This is a genomic window from Vibrio sp. SCSIO 43132 (assembly GCF_019904195.1).
Classification (GTDB): Bacteria; Pseudomonadota; Gammaproteobacteria; order Enterobacterales; family Vibrionaceae; genus Vibrio; species Vibrio nigripulchritudo.
This window is the reverse complement of the sequence record NZ_CP063199.1, coordinates 2,560,583-2,582,096: the sequence shown is the minus strand read 5'-3', so window position 1 is coordinate 2,582,096 and position 21,514 is coordinate 2,560,583. Positions and strand designations below refer to the sequence as shown.

Genomic DNA, 21,514 nt, shown 5'->3' with positions numbered 1-21,514 from the left:
AATATGGATAAGTACATTCTCGAACTAAAAAACGTCAGCCGCTATTTCGGTTCAGTGATTGCGTTAAAAGACATCGACATGAAAGTCAAAATGGGTGAAGTGCACTGTTTGCTAGGTGATAACGGAGCAGGTAAGTCCACACTTATCAAGACTCTGGCAGGCGTGCACAAACCTTCCGAAGGTCAGTTTTTAATGAACGGCAGCCCGGTGAAATTTGAATCACCAAGAGATGCGCTGGATGCCGGGATTGCAACGGTTTATCAGGATCTGGCTTTAGTCCCTTTGATGAGCGTAACGCGCAACTTTTTTATGGGGCGAGAGCTGACCAAGAAAATAGGACCTTTTGAAGTCTTCGACACAAAACGCGCGAATGAAATCGCTCGCGATGGACTGGCTGATATGGGGATCGACGTACGAGACCCAGAGCACCCAATCGGCACTATGTCGGGCGGTGAAAGACAATGTCTGGCAATAGCCAGAGCCATCCACTTTGGCGCAAAAGTGCTGATTCTGGATGAGCCCACTGCTGCGCTCGGGGTGAAACAGTCGGCCAATGTTCTAAAAGTGGTTGCGAGAGCCAGAGGGAAAGGGCTGGCGGTGATTTTGATTACCCATAACGTCCACCATGCTTACCCCGTTGCAGACCGATTTACTTTATTGAACCGTGGGCGCAGCTTGGGCTCATGGAAAAAAGATGACATCTCCCGTGAGGAGATATTGGAAATGATGTCAGGTGGAGAGGAATTAGAAACCCTTGAAGCAGAACTGGCAGAGTTTGCCAGAGCAGATGCCGCAGCATCGGCTTGATAACCGAGATCAGCAAATCTCGAACTACTAAAGCTCTGTCATTCAAACGAAAACAGAGGTGAAGGAATTGGATGACTTTCACCTCATTCACAACACATGGAGATATCCGGATGAACAACCTACTGAGCAATATCGCGAAAAAGGCATCTGTGTTGGCATTAGCACTTTGCAGTACAGCAATTGCATTTTTGCCTTCAACGGCTTCAGCGGAAGAACGTTTCGTGCTGGTGAGCCACGCACCTGATGCTGATTCGTGGTGGAATACAATCAAAACCGCGATCAAAGAAGCGGGTCAGAACATGGACGTATCGGTTGAATATCGTAACCCGCCTACTGGTGATTTAGCCGACATGGCCCGTATCATCGAGCAGGCTGTTGCGTCTAATCCGCAGGGCATCATTACCACCTTAGCCGATTATGATGTGCTAAAAGGTCCGCTTGAAAAAGCGAAGAAAAAAGGCATCCCAGTTGTCACCATCAACTCTGGTACTAAAGAGCAGAGCGAAAAGGTTGGGGCATTGTTGCACGTTGGTCAGCCAGAATACGATGCAGGTTTTGGAGCGGGTAAACGCGCCAAAGCAGACGGCATCAAAAACTTCCTTTGTGTGAACCACTACATCACGAACCCAGCGTCTGTAGAGCGTTGTCAGGGTTTCGCTGATGCGCTAGGCGTTGACCTGGGCGGTCAGATGATCGATTCAGGGCAGGATCCAACAGGCATCGAGAAAAAAGTGCTGGCTTTCCTACGTAAAAATCCAAACACAGAAGCGATTCTTACTCTAGGACCTACATCTGCACACCCAACACTTCGTGCATTGGAGAAAAACCGTCAGCTAGGCAAAATCTACTTCGGCTCATTCGACCTAAGTAATGAAATTGCCCAAGGTATTAAAGATGGCAACATCAAATGGGCGATTGACCAGCAGCCATACCTGCAAGGTTACCTGCCAGTTATGGTGTTGACGCTATTCAACCGTTACGGCGTTATGCCATCAAACCACATTAACTCTGGCCCTGGTTTTGTCACACTGGACAACCTGGCACTGGTAGAAAAACTGGCTGGTGAATATCGTTAATCAAAGTCGATGCCTATAGCGGGCAAAGTCTTAAGTTTAGGCTCACAGGTTGCGTTAGCCGGTAGGGGCGAACGACGTAACGAATGTTGGCTGTGGTAGGGAGCAACCAACATTCACCATGACACCAGCTTTGTGAGCCGTTTTAAATAAACCAGCAAAGAAATAGCGTGATTAGGATTTTGAAAACATTTTCAGTTAGACTGCACTATCAGGGACAGAAGATGTAATTTAGCGGGAAAGCGAATGGATACAAACGACAATACGAAGAAATCAGAACTCAAAGTGCGCAAGGTGACCGTCGTTGACGTTGCAGAGCGGGCAGGGGTTTCGTTGTCTGCTGTGTCGCGTGCTTTTAACCCGGAGGCAAGTATCTCTTCCAAGCTCCGAGGCAAGGTCTTAGCAGCAGCAAGCGAACTGAACTACAAACCAAACCGTCTGGCTCGTGGCATTAAATCCCGTTCAAGCCTTATCGGCATCTTGGTAACCGATTTCGACAACCCTTTCTACCTCCCTGTTCTTTCCAAATTTACCGAAGAAATTCAAAAGCGTAATTGCCATAGCTTACTCATCAAAGTCACCGACGAACTGGACATTGAAGAAGCGGTCGAACTGGTGATGGAATACAACGTAGACGGTTTGATCATTACCTCTGCATCTCTTCCTGAAGCTTTGTCTGACGCCTGCAAAGCGCAGAATACACCTGTGGTGATCTTTGGTCGAAACTCCGATGAAAACAGTGTTACCGTCGTCAGTTGTGACAACTTAGCAGCGGGTGAATTAGCCGCAGACATCATTCTGGATGCCGGTTATGAAAGACCTGCATTTGTCACTGGTCCCGTTGGCACGTCTGCCACCGTCGAACGTCAACGCGGCTTTTTAAGTAATCTGATAAAGCGCGGTTGTGACAAATGGCAAATCGTTGAAGGCGGGGAGTTCAGTTACGACGCTGGTTACGACGCCACTCTTCGCATTTTCAACTCAACTGAAAAGCCAGACTCTCTGTTTTTCGCAGACGATATCATGGCCTGTGGCGGTATGGATGCCGTTCGCTACGAATTTGGCTTAAGAGTGCCTGAAGACATAGGCATTGTCGGCGTTGATGATATTCGGCTGGCAAAAAGCAGAGCCTATGATCTTTCAACCATTCGCCAGCCCTACGAAGAGATGATCAGCGCAACGATAGATACATTATTCGATCATATCGCAGATTCAAATCTCGCTCCTCAATCCATCACCCTACGCTGTGAGCCGATTATCCGTGGTTCGACTAAGAAAGGTGAATCTAACTAGCTGACTGCGTTCAGGTTACTTCGCATTAATATTGCTGAACTCGCCATTTTTCGCCCATTTGCATGCAGGTAAGATCTTCTGTGCGAAGGATTCATCTACTTTATTGATTGGGATGATCATTTCACCGTCGGAAAGCAAAGGCAGTTTTACTCGATAATACGTATTGGTCGTTGGCTTAACTTCCACGTTGAAGTCAATTGACTGAAATTCTTTTTTGAACGAAAGGGTATAGCTACCCGCTGGTAGACTCGCTGCGTAATACGTTCCCTGATTCAGGTGTGCTTTAAATTCCCCGTCTACGTAGACGTTAACTCCCGCACCAACGACTCCTCGTTCAGAGCATTGATAATACGCCACCAATGCCCCGTGGCTGTCGTTTTCATAAACGGGTGGCTCATAGTCTTTCCAGTCACTTGAAGCACATGCGGCTAGCGACAGTGCTAGTGCAATTAAAAACGGCTTACGCATTATTTGAAGTATCCTTTCTTTTCATGAACATAAGAAATGTTGAGTGTAGCGCCACTTTATTGAAAAGAACCACAGTAACGCTATCAGACGTTGCGAACTTTACGGCCTAGCGCTTACTCCTTGGACTGACTTGGGGGTTCAGGCGCATCAGTGAAAAAGTTCTTAGGAACAAAGGCTTCATTAATTTTGATCAGCGCGTCGACCACGCCGGGCATGATTACTCTGGCACCCATGATGTCGATTTCTCCACCACACAGAATCACCGCAAGAATAAGAGGGCGAGCCAGACCAGCGAAAGTGACTTGCAGAGGGCTGTTGTAGTTAATTGACAGGACTCGCAGCGTCGGGTCACTATCAATTAATAGAAAGCCATTAATTTCAGCCTTTGTGGGGAAGTAGCGGTACATTTCAACATCAATTTCCTGACCGCTAAGGGTGATTTTCTTATCCGCAATCTGGCTTAATACCTGTGATCTTGCTTGCAGGCTTCTTTCTCTCACGTATTCTTTGAATGCAAGAGTGCTTTCTACCTGATCGTATGGGGAAGAAAAAGACTCTTCGATATTTCTCGCTTCTTTGTCACAAGTGTATTCAACGGCTATGGCGTACATTCTGGAAAGGTCATTGAGCAGGTCAGCCAGTTCAGATACCTGATAAGGCTCGTTTCGGTTGGGGAAGGTTAACTGGCAAGAGAAGCAATCCGTTTTTTCTTCGATTTCCATATCAGCTCCTGAAACAGGGATTAATTGTCTATGCGAAAGACAGGAGCTTCCACTGTTACAGCGAGTAGAAGCGGAAAGTAGTTGGTTGAAACTTATCCACCTTACTGCCTGATTTCAAGCGCTTAATACAGAAAAACAGCCTCTGGTGTACTTTTAAGATTTTACCTTTGAACTGCTAACTTGTTGTGCGGATTTCCATCATCTCCACCCGATTCCCGAAAGGATCCCGAAAATTGAAACGCTCGACACCTGGAATAGGCGTGTCTTCAAACACCTTGATACCAAGTGATGTCAGTTTGTCTCGCCAAAACAGAATATCCGTGACCTCATAGGCGATGTGGGAAGAGGTTTGAGAGCGGTAGTCTGCGTCTTCCACAGCAAAATGAATGGACACTTCCCCGAGCAGAAGCCAGAAGCTGCCATTTCCTTTTAATGAATCGGGCTTTGCGAGTTCAGTAAGTCCGAGAACATCACAATAGAATGCTTTTGCTTCAGATTGAGCACCCGAAGGAATGGTGATTTGAACATGATTTACCGCTTTCAACATGACGAATATTCCTATTTAAGAGCAGAAAACTCTCTGCTCTTACAAAAGGGGGAAGTTGAGCAGAGAGTCGTTTAACCAAGATGGGTAGAGCTTAAATACGGCTAGTCCATAGTGGGCATAACAAAGTCACTTTTGTGTGTTTCCAGTCGGACACTGGTTGGCCAGCGAGTGGTCACTGTTTTCATTCGGGTATAAAACCGCACACCATCATTTCCATGAACGTTTAGCGGACCGAAAATAGATCGTTTCCAGCCACCAAAACTGTGAAATGCCATAGGTACAGGAATAGGAACATTTACCCCGACCATTCCAGCCAGAACATCTTCGCTGAATTGTCTGGCCGTTTCACCGTCTCGGGTAAATATCGCTGTGCCGTTCCCATATTCGTGGTTGTTAATGAGTTCCAGTGCCGTTTGATAGTCAGGCACACGAACAACAGACAGAACCGGGCCAAATATTTCATCCTGATAGATAGTCATATCTGGGCTTACCTGATCGAACAGTGTCGGACCGACGAAGAAACCATCTTCATGCCCTTGAACTTTGCAGTTTCGACCATCGACGACCAAGCTGGCTCCTTGCTGCTCACCGGAATCGATATAGCCAAGAATTTTTTGCCTGTGTTCGGCTGAAATAACGGGACCCATGTCATTTTCTTCACCTTCGACCAGACCGGGTCCCACCTTCATCATTTCGATTTTTTGTTTCAAACTCTCTACTAGCTGATCTGCCGTCTCATCGCCTACGGCGACAACCACCGAGAGCGCCATGCAGCGTTCTCCAGCAGCTCCAAAACCCGCACCAAGAATGGCTCCAGTCGCCATTTCCATGTCAGCGTCGGGCATGAGTATGCAGTGGTTCTTCGCACCACCTAAAGCCTGACAACGTTTGCCGTGAGCAGATGCAGTCGAGTAGATGTATTCCGCAATTGGGGTGGAACCCACAAAACTGACTGCCTGCACTTTAGGGTGAGTAAGAAGGACATCCACAGCTTCTTTATCGCCATTGACGACGTTGAAGACTCCATCGGGTAAACCTGCCTGCTTTAAAAGATCTGCCATCATTAAAGAGAGTGACGGATCTTTCTCAGAAGGTTTCAGAACAAAGGTATTTCCAGTTGCAATGGCTATAGGGAACATCCACATAGGCACCATAGCTGGGAAATTAAACGGAGTAATGCCGACACAGACACCAAGTGGCTGCATGATGGAATGGCTGTCTACGCCGCTGCCGACATTGGCTGAACTTTCACCTTTTTGAAGGTGTGGTATGCCACAGGCAAACTCAACCACTTCCAGCCCTCGGGTCAGCTCGCCCATCGCATCTGAAAACACTTTCCCGTGTTCGCTGGAGATCATTTCTGCCAGCTCTTTGCTGTGAGCCTCAAGCAGGGATTTGAATTTGAACATGACTCTGGCGCGGCGCAGAGGTGGGGTTTTCGACCACTCAGGAAAAGCACGGGCTGCTGCTTCAATGGCGTCTTCCACTTCGCTGGCTTGGCTGAGTACGACCTGTTTGGTCTGTTGTCCGGTTGCTGGGTTGTATACTTTTCCGAAACGGGTTGTCTGGCTTTCTGCACGCTGCCCGTTAATGAAATTATTGATGGTTTCCATAGTGAATTCTCCAGTTCATTGTGCAGGCAATCAGTGATTTCTTTGTTGCCAAACCGATACCAGTGTTCGGTAGTTTTCTTTAACGTTTGAAATAAACGTTTCATCGTCAATTTTATGGGTGAGCCATTGTCTGGTCGGTTGCCCGAATAAGGATCGACCAACGGCAAATCCCTGAACATGCTTGCTATCCGATGCTTGTTTAAATCCCTTATCTAGCTGTTCGATGGGGGCGTCCAACCCTAGCAGAACAATACCTCTGCAATGTGGGTCGTGTTCGTCAATAAGGCTGTCCAGGTTGCGCCATCCATCAGATGTCATGGCTGGTAGCTTCCACCAGTCTGGCTTAATGCCCAGTTGATAGAGCTGAGAAAGGGCGGCGAAATAGTGGTGTGCCTCTTCATTCTCTGAATAGACCGCATCGCTTTTAGGAAGAATGATTTCAAGCAAGAGTTCATGCCCGCTTTGGCAGCACGCCTGATAGATTTCGCTAATGGTTTTCTGCTGATGAACTTTGATTTGCTCTTCATCATCTGGATGGTAGAACACCAGACATTTTACAATGTGCTCTTGTGGCCAATTTACTAACTGGCTTCCAATGTTTCCGTGTTCCAGTTCGAGTGGTCTTGAAGACGGCTGCTCAATAGGGCGAGCAATCCAGACTGTCGGGTCATTTCCCGCTTTGATTCCAGTTGCTGCATTTAACACGTGTTGCCCGAAAGTGCTGTCGCAGAGAATGCCTGAACGACCTGTCAGACCAAGTTCCTCGGATACTTCACGATAAGCCTGCCAGATCAGAGATTTAAGATATGGAATACAATCCCAATCACGTCCGGCTTCCTGCATCATATCCACAAACTGAGAACGGTGGTCAAAGGCTAGAATACATACGTCTTCCCACTTTCGGGCACGTTTGGTCACCCGATGTAAATGGTTAAGCTCTGGGCTGATGTCTGGTCTGGGTATGGCTTGAGCATGTTGGAGGTAATAGTCCAGCTCGTCTTTTGTTGGCATTGCCGGGGCGCAACCATGGCGAGACACCACTAATGCACCGCAGGCATTGGCATAGTGACAGCTTTGCTCCCAGGATTCGCCGCTAAGGTAGCCCCTTAATAATCCCGACATGAATGCATCGCCTGCACCTAATACGTTTAACACATCAACCCGAACGCCTTTTACGGTGATGCCTTCATCCAGCGTTTCAGGGATCTCTGCAGTAAATACGCTACATCCCATAGGACCACGCTTACACACCAGCTCTGCTTTAGAATGTAGGCGAACAGCTTTTAAAGCGTTGATGGTGTCTGTTGACCCTCCCGCGATGTGGAATTCTTCTTCGGTGCCCACGATCAAATCGAAATAATGAATGACTTCTTTAAGTGACTCTGTCACTTTTTCCGATTCGATGAAACGAGTCTCTCCATCACCCAAAGACGTTAACCCCCAAAGCACCGGGCGATAATCAATGTCGAGTGCGGTTTTAACACCATGCTGTCGCGCATATTTCAAAGCTGTCAGAACCGCTTCTCGCGATTTCGGATTCGACAAATGGGTGCCCGTTATCGCAAGGCAGCGCGAAGAAGCGATGTATTGCTCATCAACGTCCTCTGGTGTAATCGCCATGTCGGCACAGTTGTCTCGGTAGAAGATAAGTGGAAAGGTATCCTCGTCTTTGATCCCTAAAAGTACCAATGCAGTCAGCCGCTCTTTATCTGTGATGAGGTGACTGACATCGACACCAGCGCGAATCAGTTCCTCCCGTACAAAGCGGCCCATATGTTCGTCGCCAACTCTGGCTAACATTCCGGATTTCAATCCTTGAATCGCGGTTCCATACGCCACATTACCTGAAGAACCACCCAGATATTTTGCAAAAGTTGTCATGTCTTCCAGCCGCGAGCCAATCTGATCTCCATACAGATCGACGGCCACACGCCCCATGCAGATGACATCAAGTTCCTTCTCCACATTTGCCATTTTTCGCTCCTGAAACTTGTCGAGAATAGATTAAATGAAATAAACATTTCATTTAATCTATATGTGGAATTATTAATTCGCAAGAGATTTGTTCGCTTTTTGAGCGCTTAAACAGAAGGTTTCTGAGCTTGAATCGATTCATTTGGCACTTTAAAAGAACAAATTGAGCTACTTAAGAAACGGATTTTTGGCACTAGGATTTGTCTCAAAAATATGACTAAAGATTTGACTCAAGTGTTCGATAAGTAAGACATTAATATTTTTATCACCATCGTCAAAAAGTTGACTTCAGCATGTGAACCATTGCTGTTGGTCACTTGGATAAAATTCGTCATTAGATTGACGAGTCAGCAGAAAAAACTTGTTGTAATCGCGCTAGTATTTTGCATTTTGTGTTGATAGATTGAGCTGTAAAAAATTTGTTAATGCTCGCTTGTGGCGGTAACAAACTGGCGTTTGCACAAGGAGGTTGGGTATATGCGAACACTATCAGTCCACTGGAAGATCACATTATTGGCAGGGTTGTGCCTGCTGTTCACTTCAATAAGCTTGATCGGATTTTCAATCTACAATGCGACAGGCAACCAGAAGATCATCATTGACCACAGTTCCCAATCCGTTATCAATAAGTCTCAGCAAATCCTGGCTGGGTTGGCGAAACTCAATGCCGCGGAAGTTCAAACGTATCTCGACGAGGCGACGTATCGTGCAGAGATGCTGGGCGAAAGTGCTTTATTCTTGCGTCGTAACGCATTAGAGAACTTTACGCCGAGTGAAGAGTTACGAACCGCGCTCAATGAAATGATCAACAATACGGTAGAACGCTTTCCAACCGTTCGGGGTGCTTATCTGGTGTTTAATCCAGAAGCCTTGGATGGAGAAGACAGCAACTACCACGGTGCGGATTACGTTGGATCTAACGAAAAAGGACGTTTTGCCAGCTACTGGTCGGTGTCGAGTGAAGACGAGTCTCTGGTTTTTGGTCAGCCACTTGAAGAAAGCACTCTGGCCGATCCCTCTCAGGCGGAACGTTTTCTCTGTCCGACCAATTCAGGTCAAGCCTGTGTCACCTCACCACGTGTGGTGAAAAGTCAAAATGGCGATGTGCTTCAAACCTCTCTTTCTGTCCCTCTTGTTACTGATGAAGAGATCGTCGGCTTCTTAGGTATCGACTTATCGTTGAATGCGTTAATTGAAACTGTGATGGAGTCAGATCAGGCGCTCTTCGAAGGGAAAGGGCATATTGCGATTCTGAGTCTGGATGGCAGCTTGATTGCGTCTGACGACGTAAACGCCGGTGTCGGGCAAAAGTATCAGAGCAGCCGAATTAGCGCTGCTAAGCTGGAAGAATTCCTGTTTTCCAGTGAGGTTCAGTCTGAATGGAGTGACGACAAGCAATGGCTAACCGTGTTTTCCCCCGTTTCTGTCGCAAACCAGACTTGGGGTGTATTGCTTGAGGTTCCTCGTGACAGCGTACTTTCCGATGCTATTGTGCTGGATTCAGTAATTACTGATCTAGTGAATGGCTCGGTTTCAACAGAATTGCTTGTTGGCGTATTGCTGGTTCTGATTGGTTTGGGTTTGATAACCGGGCTTTCTATCCGTCTGGTGAAACCGATTCGAGAAGTGGTAACGAGGCTTGATGATATTGCATCTGGAGAAGGGGATCTGACTCAGCGTCTGGAAGTTCAGACTCAGGATGAGATCGGTCAGCTGGCTTCAGGGTTCAACAAGTTTCTCGACAAGCTGCAAGTGACTATTAAAGAAGTGGTCGCCACAACGCATGATATTGCGTCGACTTCCGACCAGTCTGGAAAAGCCGCTTCCGTCACAAGGCAGAGTAGTGATGCTCAGTTTAAAGAGGTGGATTTGGTTGCCACAGCGTCAGAAGAGATGACTCAGACCGCCGGCTTGGTGGTTCAGAACGCAGAAATTGCGGTTCAGGCGGCTAATGAAGCTAATCAATCTGTCGCGCAGGGCAAAGATGTTATCGCAGACTCGTCTGATGAAATGACAAAGCTGGTGGACAAAATGACCAGCGCTGTTCCAGTAGTAGAAGACCTAGCGAAGAACAATGCGGCTATCACAGAAATTCTGACCGTTATCGAAGGCATCTCTGAGCAAACCAACCTACTTGCACTTAACGCTGCTATCGAAGCCGCAAGGGCAGGGGAACAAGGTAGAGGCTTTGCAGTAGTAGCGGATGAAGTTCGTAACTTAGCAAGCCGGACACAGGACTCTGTGGGTGAAATTCGGGAAGTGATTGAGAAAGTTCAGGTAGGAACGAAAAACGTGGTTAGTGCCATTCAGGAAGGTAACGAGTTGGCCGCACACACCAATGAACAGGTCGATAAAGCCGTGAATGAACTGAATACTATTGACCAGTCCATTGCGGCGATTGTTGATATGAATTCACAGATTGTGAAAGCAGCGGAAGAGCAGCAGTCAGTATCCGGTGAGGTCAATCAGAACGTGTCCAACATAAGGGAATTGAGTGCTCAAATTCTGAATCAGGCTGAATCCTCTGAGCGTGTAAGTCAGGAAATATCTGCTATTTCTTCCAGACAGAAAGACTTAGTCAGTCAGTTTAAGGTGTGATGATTAGTCTGTGATTTGAAAAGGGAGCAGGTGCTCCCTTTTTTAATGATGGTAAACAGACTCTCTTAATCCTGTGGGAACCAGTAACCGCGGTTAACAAAGTCGGTCATGATGTCCAAAGCGGTTTCTGTGTCACCTGCCTCTACGATGTCTTCCCAAATCATGACTTGGTTGTCGCACATTGCGGTAATAAGAGCCTTTTGCGACGCTTCTACGGTAACGACATCACCATTGACGTAAGCGGTGAGTGGCTTCTCTTGGTGATAGTAAGCGCGAAGCCCTGATACACGTTCGATAGCACCACCATCCTCTAAATACGCTTTCAGTTCGTCGGAAGACCACTTTTCTTCCATCGCGACAACGTCTAACTGATGGCGAGACTGGCTGACCAAGCAGCCGATGAATTTGTCCAGTACATCCTCATCTTCGAGCGAGTTCTTAAGCATGCTCTTTAGCTGCTCCAGATCTTTTGACTGGATAACTCCCGTCGATTCCTGTGTTTCCTGTTGTGGGTTGTGGAGGTGGTGATCGCCCATATCCTGCACAAGAACATAATCGGCAAAATTACTCAGCAGCTCCTGCTGCTTGGGTGAACGGTATCCCACGGAGTAACTCATGGAAGGCTCCAGTGCATACCCATCGTGTGGAAAACCCGGTGGAATGTAAAGAATGTCCCCCGGTTCTAATACGTCATCGATGATTGGGTCAAAGCCCTCAATCTGACGCAACACTGAGTGGCGGCAGGTTTCAGTGTACTGACCTTCGTCTTTTGCACCTACTCGCCAGTGCCTTTTTCCTAAGCCCTGGATGATGAACACATCGTACTGGTCAATATGAGGACCAACGCCACCACCGTTTACCGAGTAGCTGATCATCAGATCATCGAATAGCCAGTTTGGCATGGCGTCAAACGCTTTAACCAGTTCTGCGGCTTCAGGGTGCCAGTGGTTTGCTGCCTGAACAATAAAAGACCAGTTAGTTTCTCCCAGTTCTGCGAATTTCTCTTCAGGAAAAGGTCCGTGTTCAGCCACCCAGTTGTCGTCGAGGTTTGAAACGAAGCGTGAGTCGATCTCCTCTTCCATGGTTAAGCCAGCCAGCTCGTCAGGAGAAAGAGGGTCAGAAAAGTCAGCAAATCCACCTTTTATAATGGTTGGTTTTTTTTGCCAGTATTGAGTTAGGAATTCTTCAAGTGAAAATGAGAGCTGGTACATGTGAACTTCGCAAATATGAATTTGGCGACATTCTAACTCTATTAAGATTTGAATTTAACAATCGCTCAAGAAAAAAGGCGAGCAATGCCCGCCTTTCGATTTTCGAGTGTGGGTTAGCTCGACGACGCCTTGTTCTTTTTATCAGAAGAAAAATCCACTTCTTTAACATTAACAGGGGCTTGTTGAGTAGGCGTTGCCTGTGTTTGCTGAGTTTTCAGAAGGTATCTTGGGCGTTGTTTAGATTCGATGTAAACGCGACCCACATATTCCCCAATGATGCCAATTCCTATCAACTGTATGCCGCCAAGGAACACTATGGCCACGATAAGGGTCGGAAAGCCCGGTACAGGGTTTTCATTGATAAACTTATCCAGAATGATCCAGCCGCCATAAAGCAGTGACATAAAGGAGATGACAAAGCCGATGTAGCTCCAGACCCGAAGTGGCAAGGTAGAAAAGCTGGTAATACCTTCAATCGCGAAGTTCCACAGTTTCCAGCCATTGAACTTGGAATCACCCGCCGAGCGTTCTTGCCGTGTGTATTCCACGATTTCTACGTTACCGCCCACCCAAGAGAGGATACCTTTCATAAACAAGTTGCGTTCAGGAAGGAGCTTGATGTGCTCAACGGTGTCGCGGGAAAGTAAACGGAAGTCACCAACGTTTTCCTGTATCTGCAGTTCGCTGATTCTGTTGTGCACCTTATAAAACCATTCCGCGGTATTGCGCTTCAGGACGCTGTCTGTGGTGCGATCGACTCGTTTGGCGAGGACAACATCTGCTCCATTTCGCCATTTTTCTACCATTTCAGGAATGACGTCGATGGGGTCCTGAAGATCGACATCGATCGGAATGACAGCGTCACCGGTTGCGTGTTCTAACCCTGCCATTAAGGCCGGTTCTTTGCCAAAATTTCGAGTAAAGCTCAGTGGGATGACACTATTATCAGAGACGGCAAGCGCCTCTATAATACTTTCGGTTAGATCGGTACTGCCATCATTAATAAACAAGATCTCAATGTCGTATTTATTTAGTTCTTTATTTTCTTTTACAGTTTTATAGAAAAGAGGAATTGCCTCTTCTTCATCAAAGACGGGAACAATTAATGATATTTTTATATTATCTTTCATCTGTCACCCATAGAATATAATTATAATTTAGCGATTATTGAAGTGAGTACATCATCTTGTGTAGTAAACCTTGTGTACACTGGTTTTCTGTAAGTAAGAGTGTTTAGTTGAACGATGTCTCATAAAAATGTTAACCCGCTGAATGTTTCTTAAGTAATTATAAATCTGGTCATTATTTAATAATAAACTAGGATTCGATTTTCATCGAATTGATATTATTCTCATATATCGTCTACCTTCATCAATCTGCTTTTCATTTATTTACAAATGGATGAATTGATTATTATTTACGTTCAATTCAAATAGAAAGATCAGAGTGCTTGAGCACAAAAAAAGCCGCCAGATTGGCGGCTTGGTTTTCATTAATGGCTCAGTGCAAATTACCGCACGTAGCGGCGAGGGTTTGAGTTACCCCAAATGGTGTAGATCTCCGGGAAAATCATGTCGGTGTGCGTTTCTATTTCGCTGATAGTCACCGCTTCTTTACCTTGCTCGCCAAACAGAACTACCTCAGCATTTTGGCGGATGCCTTCGATGTCTGTTACGTCTACCATGGTGGTGTTCATTGAGATTTTTCCTACCACTGGTACGCGCTTGCCTTGGATGATCACTTCCCCTTTGTTGCCCAGGCTACGGTTGTAACCGTCTGAGTATCCAAGAGGCAGGTTAGCCAGAACGCTGTCACGTTGCGTAACGAAAGAGCTATCGTAACCAACCGTGCTGCCTGCTGGCAGGCGGTGCAGAGATGCTACCTTGGTTTTGTAGCTTACGATTGATGGGTACTCTGCGTGTCCAGGCAGGTCACCGTAAAGTACGCCACCAGGGCGAACCATGTCGAACTGTGCTTCTGGAACGTTTAGAGACGTGAACGAGTTTGCAGCATGCAGAGTAACGTCTTCACGGTCCAGATCAGAGTTTTCGATAATCCAAAGTGCACTTTTCTCAAAATCCGCTGCTTTTTCGCGAATGTAGTCCACTTCGTAGTTAGGGAAGTGAGTCATGATGCCAACAATTTCAACATTGTCGAAATCTGTCATCTTAAGTGCGTCACGCTGACCACGCTCTGTCGACATGTCCAGACCATTACGACCCATACCACCGGAGTTCAGAGCAAGGTGAACGTTGATCTCTGCGTCGAAGCGCTCTGCGATACGCTCAATCTGGCGCGCTTTAGACAGAGAACCCACAAGCTCTTCTACTTCGTACTGAATTGCATCGGCAATTTCTTTGTTGCTTGCAGAGCGCACGCGAATTAGCTGACCGTTGAAGCCTGATTCACGAACAATACGCGCTTCTTCGTTGCTTGCGATAGCCACACATGGGATACCCTGAGCCATAACAGTGGGCATCAGGCCCTGAATACCATTGCCGTAAGCATCAGCCTTCATTACTGCGCAGATGCTTGTACCGGAACCAACGTGCGTGCGGAACTGGTCAATGTTGTCGTTGAACTGAGACAAGCTGACTTCCAGCCATGCGTTGCTGGTTCTGTGTTCGCGGTTGTATTCACCTTCGATACCAGAAAGCAGGGGAGCACTTACTGCTGGCGTCGAAATCGCCGTTGTAGCAGCAAGAGAAAGGGCAAGAAGCGTAAGTTTGGTTTTCATTTTTTAACTCCAATAAAGCCCCCTCCCGATTTAACGGGTGTGAAATGGGGGCTGAAAATAAATGGATTAGATGGTGCGTATGGAACGGATTTCGCTGGGTTAAACCAGTCGGAATTTCGCCATTGATTGTTGCAGAGACTGAGAAAGCTGCTCTAGCTCTTCACAGGATTGAGCGGTCTGAAGCGACCCTTGCGCTACCTGTTCTGACGAGCTTTGCATGTTCTCTACGCGAACGGTCAGGTCGCCAACTACAGCGGATTGCTGGCTACATGCACTTGCGATTTGTGCACCCATATCCGAGATTTGGGTTACCGCGTTTTGAATGTCAGCCATGATGTTTTGTACCTGATCGCCCATGCTCAGGCATCGTTCGGTACTTTCCTGGCTGTCATCTGAAACGGTCTTCACTTTTTGAGTACTGGCTTTGAACTGTTCGATGATGGTGCTGATCTCGCCTGTTGAATCTTGTGTTCTTCCCGCAAGCGAACGAACTTCAGCTGCGACTACCGCAAAACCACGACCACTTTCACCTGCACGAGCAGCTTCAATTGCAGCATTAAGAGCAAGTAGGTTCGTTTGCTCGGCAATGTCCTGAATAACATCAACAAACACGTGGATCTGTTGAGAACGTTTTTCCAGCTCAGCCACGGTTTCACTTGAAAGACGAATCGATTCCGCGACTTCCATCATCGCATCGATCATCAGCTTCACTTGATTGTTTCCGTCCTGAGTCAGGTTCATGGCATCTTGAGTTTCTTGTGCTGACGTTTCGGTGTTGTTAGAGATGTCGTGGATTACAGATTCCATTTCCGTCATCGCTGAAGAAACCTGACTTGTCTCTTCCTGCTGATGTTGCATACCAGTTGCAGACTGTCTGGAGATGGTATTCACTTCACCAGCAGAATGGTTGACCTGAGACACAGCAGAAGCCACTTGCTCAATCAGGGATTTCAGGTTGTTCTGCATCGACTGTACAGCTGTAGCTAGCTGACCAAGTTCGTCTTTACCGATGGCATTGGTATCCAGGTTCTTGGATAAGTCGCCACTTGCGATATCGTTCGCCAGATCGACAACCTTCTTAAGCGGACCACAAATAGCCTTGGTAAGAACGATAGTGATGATAAGCATTGCGAGCAGGGCAAGGCCATTGCTGATCAGGTTCTTGTTCTCAAGACCATTGATTTCATCAAGGATGGTAGAACGGTTGCTCAGCATCGCGTCATTCAAAATGCGTTTCAAAGTAGTGAAAGCGCGTGACATGGACTCAGCCGTTGCCTGATTATTCAAAACCAACTCCTGAGCTTTTAAGCCTTGCGAGCTTGCGAGCAGCTTGTGGTATTGATCACTTTGAGTCACGTAAAGTTTCCAGTCGGTCATCAACTGATCGAAAGTGGTCTGCTCTTCCCCCGGCCAGACAGTCTTCCCGTAAGCCTTCAGATTTTCAGTCAGCTCTTTTTTTAGTATTTCGTTGCTCTGAATATCGCTCAGCAATTCTGATTGGTTTGAGTGTGCCTTCAATAGTTTGTACTGAGAAAGGCGCAGTTCTAAAAAGTCTTGTTGCAGAGATTCCACTGTCATTACGGCTGGCAATGTGTCATCTGCGTAGTTAAGTAGTTCATTGCGAATGTGTTTTAAACCATTCAGGAAGAAGACAGCAAAAATAACGTTTATGATCGCAATCAATGAAAACGAAAGTGCTAGTTTTCTGCTGATTGCCAGATTCTTAAGAAACATATATTCCTCTTTATTGTATGGCTCAGATTGGTGTTGTGTATCTTTATGGATTTTTAGGTTCGTCCCTGAGTTGGCGTGATTTATATCACAATAAGTGATTAAAAGAACCTCATTTATATATTTGGTTACATTATTGAAAATGAGAATTCTTTAATATCAATAGGTTATATTGATATGTAATTGTTTTTGTATGAAATTAGAGCTGATTGGTGAAATGGTGAGCTAAAAACGGAAACATTTTTAATTTTGTTTACTATTTGGCTCATTGGTGAGACTTGAGGGGTAGAGTTAAATTCGCCAATTGGCAGAATATCTGGAAGATTAGTGGGATTACGGGCAATAAAAAACCAGTTGGATAACCAACTGGTTTTTGTGAAAACAAAGGATTACTGAAGAATTACAGCTTGTCAGTCAGCTCTATTGCCTGACCAATGTAGTTTGCTGGTGTCATTTCTTTAAGGCGTGCTTTTTCATCTTCAGGCAGTTCTAAGCCATCAATGAAGTTGCGCATTGCTTCGCCATCGACACGCTTACCACGAGTCAGCTCTTTAAGCTTCTCGTATGGCTTCTCGATACCGTAACGACGCATCACTGTTTGTACAGGCTCTGCCAGTACTTCCCAGTTTTGGTCAAGTTCTGCCAACAGTGCTTCGCGGTTCACTTCCAGCTTACTGATACCTTTTAGCGTTGAAGTGTACGCAATGATTGCGTAGCCAGCACCAACACCAAGGTTACGAAGAACCGTTGAGTCTGTCAGGTCACGCTGCCAGCGAGAGATAGGCAGTTTTTGGGCAAGGTGGCTGAATACTGCGTTTGCCAGACCAAGGTTACCTTCGGAGTTTTCAAAGTCGATTGGGTTAACTTTGTGAGGCATTGTTGAAGAGCCGATTTCGCCAGCGATGGTCTTCTGCTTGAAGTGACCCAGAGCGATATAACCCCATACGTCACGATCGAAGTCGATCAGAATGGTGTTGAAGCGAGCGATCGCGTCAAACAGCTCTGCAATGTAGTCGTGTGGCTCGATTTGAGTCGTGTATGGGTTCCAGGTTACGCCAAGAGATTCTGTGATGAACTCTTCGCTGAACTTGTGCCAGTCTAGCTCTGGGTAAGCTGATAGGTGTGCGTTGTAGTTACCTACAGCACCGTTGATTTTCGCCAGAATTTCAACGTCTGCGATTTGCTTGTACTGGCGCTCCATGCGGTAAGCAACGTTCGCCATTTCTTTACCCATAGTGGTTGGGGAAGCTGGCTGACCGTGCGTACGGGAAAGAAGAGGAATATCGCGGTATTCTTCTGCCAACGCTTTGATCGCATCAATGATGTTTTTGATTTCAGGAAGGATAACCGTTTCACGTGCTTCTTTTAGCATCAAAGCGTGTGACGTGTTGTTGATGTCTTCTGAAGTACAGGCGAAGTGAATGAACTCGTTCACTGCGTGCAGTTCAGGAACACCTGCTACTTTTTCTTTCAGGAAGTATTCAACCGCTTTAACGTCGTGGTTGGTAGTGCGCTCGATTTCCTTAATGCGTGCTGCATCTTCTTCACTGAAGTTTGCCGCTAGCTCGTCCAAGAACTTGTTCGCTTCTGCGCTGAATGCAGGGACTTCTGCGATTGCATCTGTCGCTGCAAGCTTCTGTAGCCAACGGATTTCAACGATTGAACGATACTTTAGGAGGCCATACTCACTAAAGATACTGCGTAACGCAATCGTTTTACTTCCGTAGCGGCCGTCTACCGGTGAAACAGCAGTCAATGCTGACAGTTCCATGTTTATCTCCTGAATATCTGAGTGATTTGTTAAGTTAAATTCGTGCCAGCAGAATTTGGGCCTGCTCGAGCATGCTCTTGCGACCAAATATTAAGTGGCGACGCTTACCGCCGGTCTGGCGCCAAAGTACGGCACATCGAATACCCGAAAGTAATAGTGCGCGGACTTTATGCTGGTTAGCGGTTTGCTGTAAAACTGAAGGGGTACCAGTGACCTGAATGCGTGGACCAATTGGGCTGATCACGTCAAGGTAAATGCTGGCGAGGTTGCTGATCATGTTGTCATCAAACAGATCAAAATGTTCGGTTTGGCGTTGAGCCATTTGAATGCGGTCACCAAGCTGTGACAACGAGTCGCGGCGGGCGCTGAGCTTGCGTTCCAGCGCCATAAGAGAGATAAGGTATCGAGTGACTTCACTGCCTGCTGGTGTGCTGTCGATGCCTTTTTCCAGGCACTCTAACCCTGTTTTTAAGTTGGACTCATCGCCAAATACTGCCAACGTATTGGAAGGATTGGTGTTCAGAATAGCTTTTATAGAAGTCTCAAACGCGTCTTTATCACAGTGACCCTCTTTTGCGATATCTTGCATCAGCGCTACCGCTTGGCACATGCCAGCAAAAGCAATGGTACGGTCATAAAGTGTATTAGCCACGTAAGTGCTCCTTAATTATCAAATTCGTTCTTCAATAATGCCGCCGCCCAGGCAGACGTCATCTTTATAGAAGACAGCAGATTGACCTGGAGTGACAGCGACTTGCGGTTCATCAAAGATGACTTTAATGGTTTCATCGTCGACGGGGATGATAGTACAAGGAATGTCTTGCTGACGATAGCGCGTTTTCACCGTACAGGACATCGGTTGCTTGATCGCTGAGCGATCTACCCAGTGAAGCTGAGATGCGATTAACCCATTTGATTTTAATAATGGATGATCGCTTCCCTGAACCGCAATAAGCACATTACGTTTTAAGTCTTTGTCGGCGACATACCAGGCAGCTTCATTGCCGCCACCGCCTTTTTGTCCACCAATATGCAGACCTTTGCGCTGACCAAGCGTGTGGTACATCAAGCCTTGATGTTCGCCAATCTCTTTGCCTTCAGGCGTTTCGATTTTGCCCGGTTGTGCTGGCAGGTAACGAGAAAGGAAATCAGTAAACTTACGCTCGCCAATAAAACAGATACCCGTAGAATCTTTCTTCTTCGCGGTGATCAGGTCTTGTTCTTCTGCAATACGACGAACTTCAGGTTTCTCCAGTTCACCAACAGGGAACAGGCTGCGGGCGATTTGGTCGGAGCTTAACGTATAAAGGAAGTAGCTCTGGTCTTTGTTGCCATCTAGGCCACGAAGCATCTGAGGCTGTTCGCCTTCTGCTGTTGGGAAGGTACGACGAACATAGTGACCCATGGCAATGTAGTCCGCGTCTAGGACTTCATCGGCAAATTCCAGAAACGCTTTGAATTTGATTTCTTTGTTACACAGAATATCTGGGTTTGGCGTACGACCCGCTTTGTATTCCGCCAGGAAGTACTCAAATACGTTGTCCCAGTATTCGGCAGCAAAGTTAATGGTGTGCAGGTGGATACCCAGTTTGTCACATACAGCCTGTGCATCGGCAAGGTCTTCTGCTGCCGTGCAGTATTCCTCGTTGTCGTCTTCTTCCCAGTTCTTCATAAACAAACCTTCGACTTGGTAGCCTTGTTGTTTTAGAAGATAGGCGGACACAGAGGAATCAACGCCGCCGGACATACCGACGATCACTTTCTTTTGGCTGTTATCTGACATTGGTTATACCACTTAAATTGCTTGGGGGCAGATTCTAACAGAAAGAATTTGCTGGATACAGATCCGAGAGTTAAATCACAAAAAGCCTGTCGACTTAACCATCAATAAAGGCATCAGTGACTTACAAAAAGGTTTCGTCGAACTACAAAGTGACGAATTTCCATTCACCTGGCTGAAGATTACCCACCGTCCAGTTACCCATGGAGTAACGAATGAGCCGAAGAGTGGGGAAGCCAATGTTGGCTGTCATACGGCGCACTTGTCGGTTTCGTCCTTCAATAATGGTGATGGCGAGCCACGTTGTAGGTATGGATGCTCTAAAGCGAACCGGAGGGTGGCGATCCCAAACCTTTGGTTCTTCCATGATCTCGACTTGAGCAGGAAGTGTCATGCCGTCTTTTAATTCAACGCCTTTTCGTAATTTATCCAAATCCGCTTCTGTTGGTGCTCCTTCAACCTGAACCCAGTAAGTTTTTGGCGATTTGGATTTAGGCTGGGTGAGTCTGGCCTGAAGAATCCCGTCATTGGTCAGCACCATCAAGCCTTCGCTGTCTCTGTCCAGGCGACCTGCGGCATATACCTCTTTAACCGAAATATAATCGGCAAGCGTTTTTCTGCCCTCGCCATCGGTAAACTGACTCAGAGTATCGAAAGGTTTATTGAAGATGAGGATCTTTCTGTCTTCAGCCGACACAGTAGCGATTTTTTGCGTGGGATTTCGCGATTTTTTTGAGCGATTTTTAGAATTTGTTTTAAAAGATTGGGTGCGAGAAGAGCCGGAACTCTTTGATTTTACGCTGCGAGAGCGAAAAGACATGTTAACTACCTTGCAAAAATGTAAACGAACTGTGGGTGAAAGTTTAACTTCATTTGTGATTGGGCTATGATTTGCGCGCCAAAAAACAGGAATCACGAACTGAATGATAGACTAAACACTTTTGTTTGTTTAGTTTTACGTGAGTACGGTATCCGGCACCGGATACAAGCACGACACCCTTGCCATTAATTATGATAAAGAGGATGTGTACGTGTTACCAAACTGAGGCAGTGCTTCCTGTTGGTCAAATTACCGGAACAGGTAAGCAGGTAGACTACAATAAGAAGCACTATTAGGGTCGAAGACCTTAGAAGGAGTTTGGATAACCAATCGCGGTCAGCCATAGGAGGATGTAGTACGGACTGACTG

General features: G+C 46.6%; 17 protein-coding genes. 4 read left to right on the top strand and 13 right to left on the bottom strand.

Annotated elements, in window-relative coordinates; translation table 11 throughout:
• Nucleotides 1-3: 3 nt before the first annotated feature.
• The 3 genes from INR79_RS11480 to INR79_RS11470 all read left to right on the top strand — a co-directional run bounded on the left by INR79_RS11480 (nucleotide 4) and on the right by INR79_RS11470 (nucleotide 3,173).
• Entirely contained in the window at nucleotides 4-807 is an 804-nt protein-coding gene (locus tag INR79_RS11480) for an ATP-binding cassette domain-containing protein (RefSeq protein WP_004409189.1), read from the top strand.
• Between the two features lie 110 nt (nucleotides 808-917).
• Entirely contained in the window at nucleotides 918-1,883 is a 966-nt protein-coding gene (locus INR79_RS11475; RefSeq protein WP_004409187.1) for a sugar ABC transporter substrate-binding protein, read from the top strand.
• Nucleotides 1,884-2,126: 243 nt separating this feature from the next.
• Nucleotides 2,127-3,173, top strand: a complete 1,047-nt coding sequence (locus INR79_RS11470; protein ID WP_223094281.1) for a LacI family DNA-binding transcriptional regulator — start codon at nucleotides 2,127-2,129, stop codon at nucleotides 3,171-3,173.
• A 15-nt stretch (nucleotides 3,174-3,188) separates the two neighbouring features.
• On the opposite strand, the gene INR79_RS11465 is transcribed toward INR79_RS11470, so the two are convergent.
• The 5 genes from INR79_RS11465 to INR79_RS11445 form a co-directional block, all read right to left on the bottom strand.
• Nucleotides 3,189-3,641, bottom strand: coding sequence for a DUF2846 domain-containing protein (locus INR79_RS11465; protein WP_223094279.1), 453 nt, complete (start codon nucleotides 3,639-3,641; stop codon nucleotides 3,189-3,191).
• A gap of 113 nt (nucleotides 3,642-3,754) precedes the next feature.
• Entirely contained in the window at nucleotides 3,755-4,363 is a 609-nt protein-coding gene (locus INR79_RS11460) for a hypothetical protein (protein ID WP_223094277.1), read from the bottom strand.
• A 175-nt stretch (nucleotides 4,364-4,538) separates the two neighbouring features.
• Nucleotides 4,539-4,910: a VOC family protein gene (locus tag INR79_RS11455; RefSeq protein ID WP_004399998.1), complete on the bottom strand. Its 372-nt coding sequence runs from the start codon at nucleotides 4,908-4,910 to the stop codon at nucleotides 4,539-4,541.
• 101 nt (nucleotides 4,911-5,011) lie between these two features.
• On the bottom strand, nucleotides 5,012-6,523 hold the full coding sequence (locus INR79_RS11450) for a CoA-acylating methylmalonate-semialdehyde dehydrogenase (RefSeq protein WP_223094275.1): 1,512 nt from the start codon (nucleotides 6,521-6,523) through the stop codon (nucleotides 5,012-5,014).
• Between the two features lie 30 nt (nucleotides 6,524-6,553).
• Complete coding sequence (locus INR79_RS11445) at nucleotides 6,554-8,497, bottom strand: bifunctional 5-dehydro-2-deoxygluconokinase/5-dehydro-2-deoxyphosphogluconate aldolase (protein ID WP_223094273.1); 1,944 nt, start codon at nucleotides 8,495-8,497, stop codon at nucleotides 6,554-6,556.
• A gap of 477 nt (nucleotides 8,498-8,974) precedes the next feature.
• Between INR79_RS11445 and INR79_RS11440 the strand changes: the two genes are divergently transcribed.
• Nucleotides 8,975-11,095, top strand: a complete 2,121-nt coding sequence (locus tag INR79_RS11440; RefSeq protein WP_022551030.1) for a methyl-accepting chemotaxis protein — start codon at nucleotides 8,975-8,977, stop codon at nucleotides 11,093-11,095.
• 65 nt (nucleotides 11,096-11,160) lie between these two features.
• On the opposite strand, the gene INR79_RS11435 is transcribed toward INR79_RS11440, so the two are convergent.
• The 8 genes from INR79_RS11435 to INR79_RS11400 all read right to left on the bottom strand — a co-directional run bounded on the left by INR79_RS11435 (nucleotide 11,161) and on the right by INR79_RS11400 (nucleotide 21,145).
• A complete protein-coding gene (locus INR79_RS11435) occupies nucleotides 11,161-12,306 on the bottom strand; it encodes a cupin domain-containing protein (protein ID WP_223094271.1) in 1,146 nt (381 codons plus the stop codon).
• Nucleotides 12,307-12,419: 113 nt separating this feature from the next.
• The gene (locus INR79_RS11430; protein ID WP_223094269.1) at nucleotides 12,420-13,436 is read right to left on the bottom strand and encodes a glycosyltransferase family 2 protein; all 1,017 of its coding nucleotides are present in this window, start codon (nucleotides 13,434-13,436) and stop codon (nucleotides 12,420-12,422) included.
• Between the two features lie 380 nt (nucleotides 13,437-13,816).
• Nucleotides 13,817-15,043: an alanine racemase gene (gene alr / locus INR79_RS11425; protein ID WP_223094267.1), complete on the bottom strand. Its 1,227-nt coding sequence runs from the start codon at nucleotides 15,041-15,043 to the stop codon at nucleotides 13,817-13,819.
• Between the two features lie 99 nt (nucleotides 15,044-15,142).
• Nucleotides 15,143-16,777: a methyl-accepting chemotaxis protein gene (locus INR79_RS11420; protein WP_223094265.1), complete on the bottom strand. Its 1,635-nt coding sequence runs from the start codon at nucleotides 16,775-16,777 to the stop codon at nucleotides 15,143-15,145.
• Between the two features lie 397 nt (nucleotides 16,778-17,174).
• A complete protein-coding gene (gene purB, locus INR79_RS11415) occupies nucleotides 17,175-18,545 on the bottom strand; it encodes an adenylosuccinate lyase (RefSeq protein WP_022595668.1) in 1,371 nt (456 codons plus the stop codon).
• 34 nt (nucleotides 18,546-18,579) lie between these two features.
• Entirely contained in the window at nucleotides 18,580-19,197 is a 618-nt protein-coding gene (gene hflD / locus INR79_RS11410) for a high frequency lysogenization protein HflD (protein ID WP_004406683.1), read from the bottom strand.
• 18 nt (nucleotides 19,198-19,215) lie between these two features.
• The gene (mnmA, locus tag INR79_RS11405) at nucleotides 19,216-20,328 is read right to left on the bottom strand and encodes a tRNA 2-thiouridine(34) synthase MnmA (protein ID WP_223094263.1); all 1,113 of its coding nucleotides are present in this window, start codon (nucleotides 20,326-20,328) and stop codon (nucleotides 19,216-19,218) included.
• Nucleotides 20,329-20,470: 142 nt separating this feature from the next.
• A complete protein-coding gene (locus INR79_RS11400) occupies nucleotides 20,471-21,145 on the bottom strand; it encodes a pseudouridine synthase (protein WP_223094261.1) in 675 nt (224 codons plus the stop codon).
• Nucleotides 21,146-21,514 lie beyond the last annotated feature (369 nt).

Excerpts from the sequence above, each read along its gene's own strand:
- INR79_RS11480 (WP_004409189.1), top strand. The coding sequence starts at position 4 with ATGGATAAGTACATTCTCGAACTAAAAAACGTCAGCCGCTATTTCGGT.
- INR79_RS11475 (WP_004409187.1), top strand. The coding sequence starts at position 918 with ATGAACAACCTACTGAGCAATATCGCGAAAAAGGCATCTGTGTTGGCA.
- INR79_RS11470 (WP_223094281.1), top strand. The coding sequence starts at position 2,127 with ATGGATACAAACGACAATACGAAGAAATCAGAACTCAAAGTGCGCAAG.
- INR79_RS11465 (WP_223094279.1), bottom strand. The coding sequence starts at position 3,641 with ATGCGTAAGCCGTTTTTAATTGCACTAGCACTGTCGCTAGCCGCATGT.
- INR79_RS11460 (WP_223094277.1), bottom strand. The coding sequence starts at position 4,363 with ATGGAAATCGAAGAAAAAACGGATTGCTTCTCTTGCCAGTTAACCTTC.
- INR79_RS11455 (WP_004399998.1), bottom strand. The coding sequence starts at position 4,910 with ATGTTGAAAGCGGTAAATCATGTTCAAATCACCATTCCTTCGGGTGCT.
- INR79_RS11450 (WP_223094275.1), bottom strand. The coding sequence starts at position 6,523 with ATGGAAACCATCAATAATTTCATTAACGGGCAGCGTGCAGAAAGCCAG.
- INR79_RS11445 (WP_223094273.1), bottom strand. The coding sequence starts at position 8,497 with ATGGCAAATGTGGAGAAGGAACTTGATGTCATCTGCATGGGGCGTGTG.
- INR79_RS11440 (WP_022551030.1), top strand. The coding sequence starts at position 8,975 with ATGCGAACACTATCAGTCCACTGGAAGATCACATTATTGGCAGGGTTG.
- INR79_RS11435 (WP_223094271.1), bottom strand. The coding sequence starts at position 12,306 with ATGTACCAGCTCTCATTTTCACTTGAAGAATTCCTAACTCAATACTGG.
- INR79_RS11430 (WP_223094269.1), bottom strand. The coding sequence starts at position 13,436 with ATGAAAGATAATATAAAAATATCATTAATTGTTCCCGTCTTTGATGAA.
- alr (WP_223094267.1), bottom strand. The coding sequence starts at position 15,043 with ATGAAAACCAAACTTACGCTTCTTGCCCTTTCTCTTGCTGCTACAACG.
- INR79_RS11420 (WP_223094265.1), bottom strand. The coding sequence starts at position 16,777 with ATGTTTCTTAAGAATCTGGCAATCAGCAGAAAACTAGCACTTTCGTTT.
- purB (WP_022595668.1), bottom strand. The coding sequence starts at position 18,545 with ATGGAACTGTCAGCATTGACTGCTGTTTCACCGGTAGACGGCCGCTAC.
- mnmA (WP_223094263.1), bottom strand. The coding sequence starts at position 20,328 with ATGTCAGATAACAGCCAAAAGAAAGTGATCGTCGGTATGTCCGGCGGC.
- INR79_RS11400 (WP_223094261.1), bottom strand. The coding sequence starts at position 21,145 with ATGTCTTTTCGCTCTCGCAGCGTAAAATCAAAGAGTTCCGGCTCTTCT.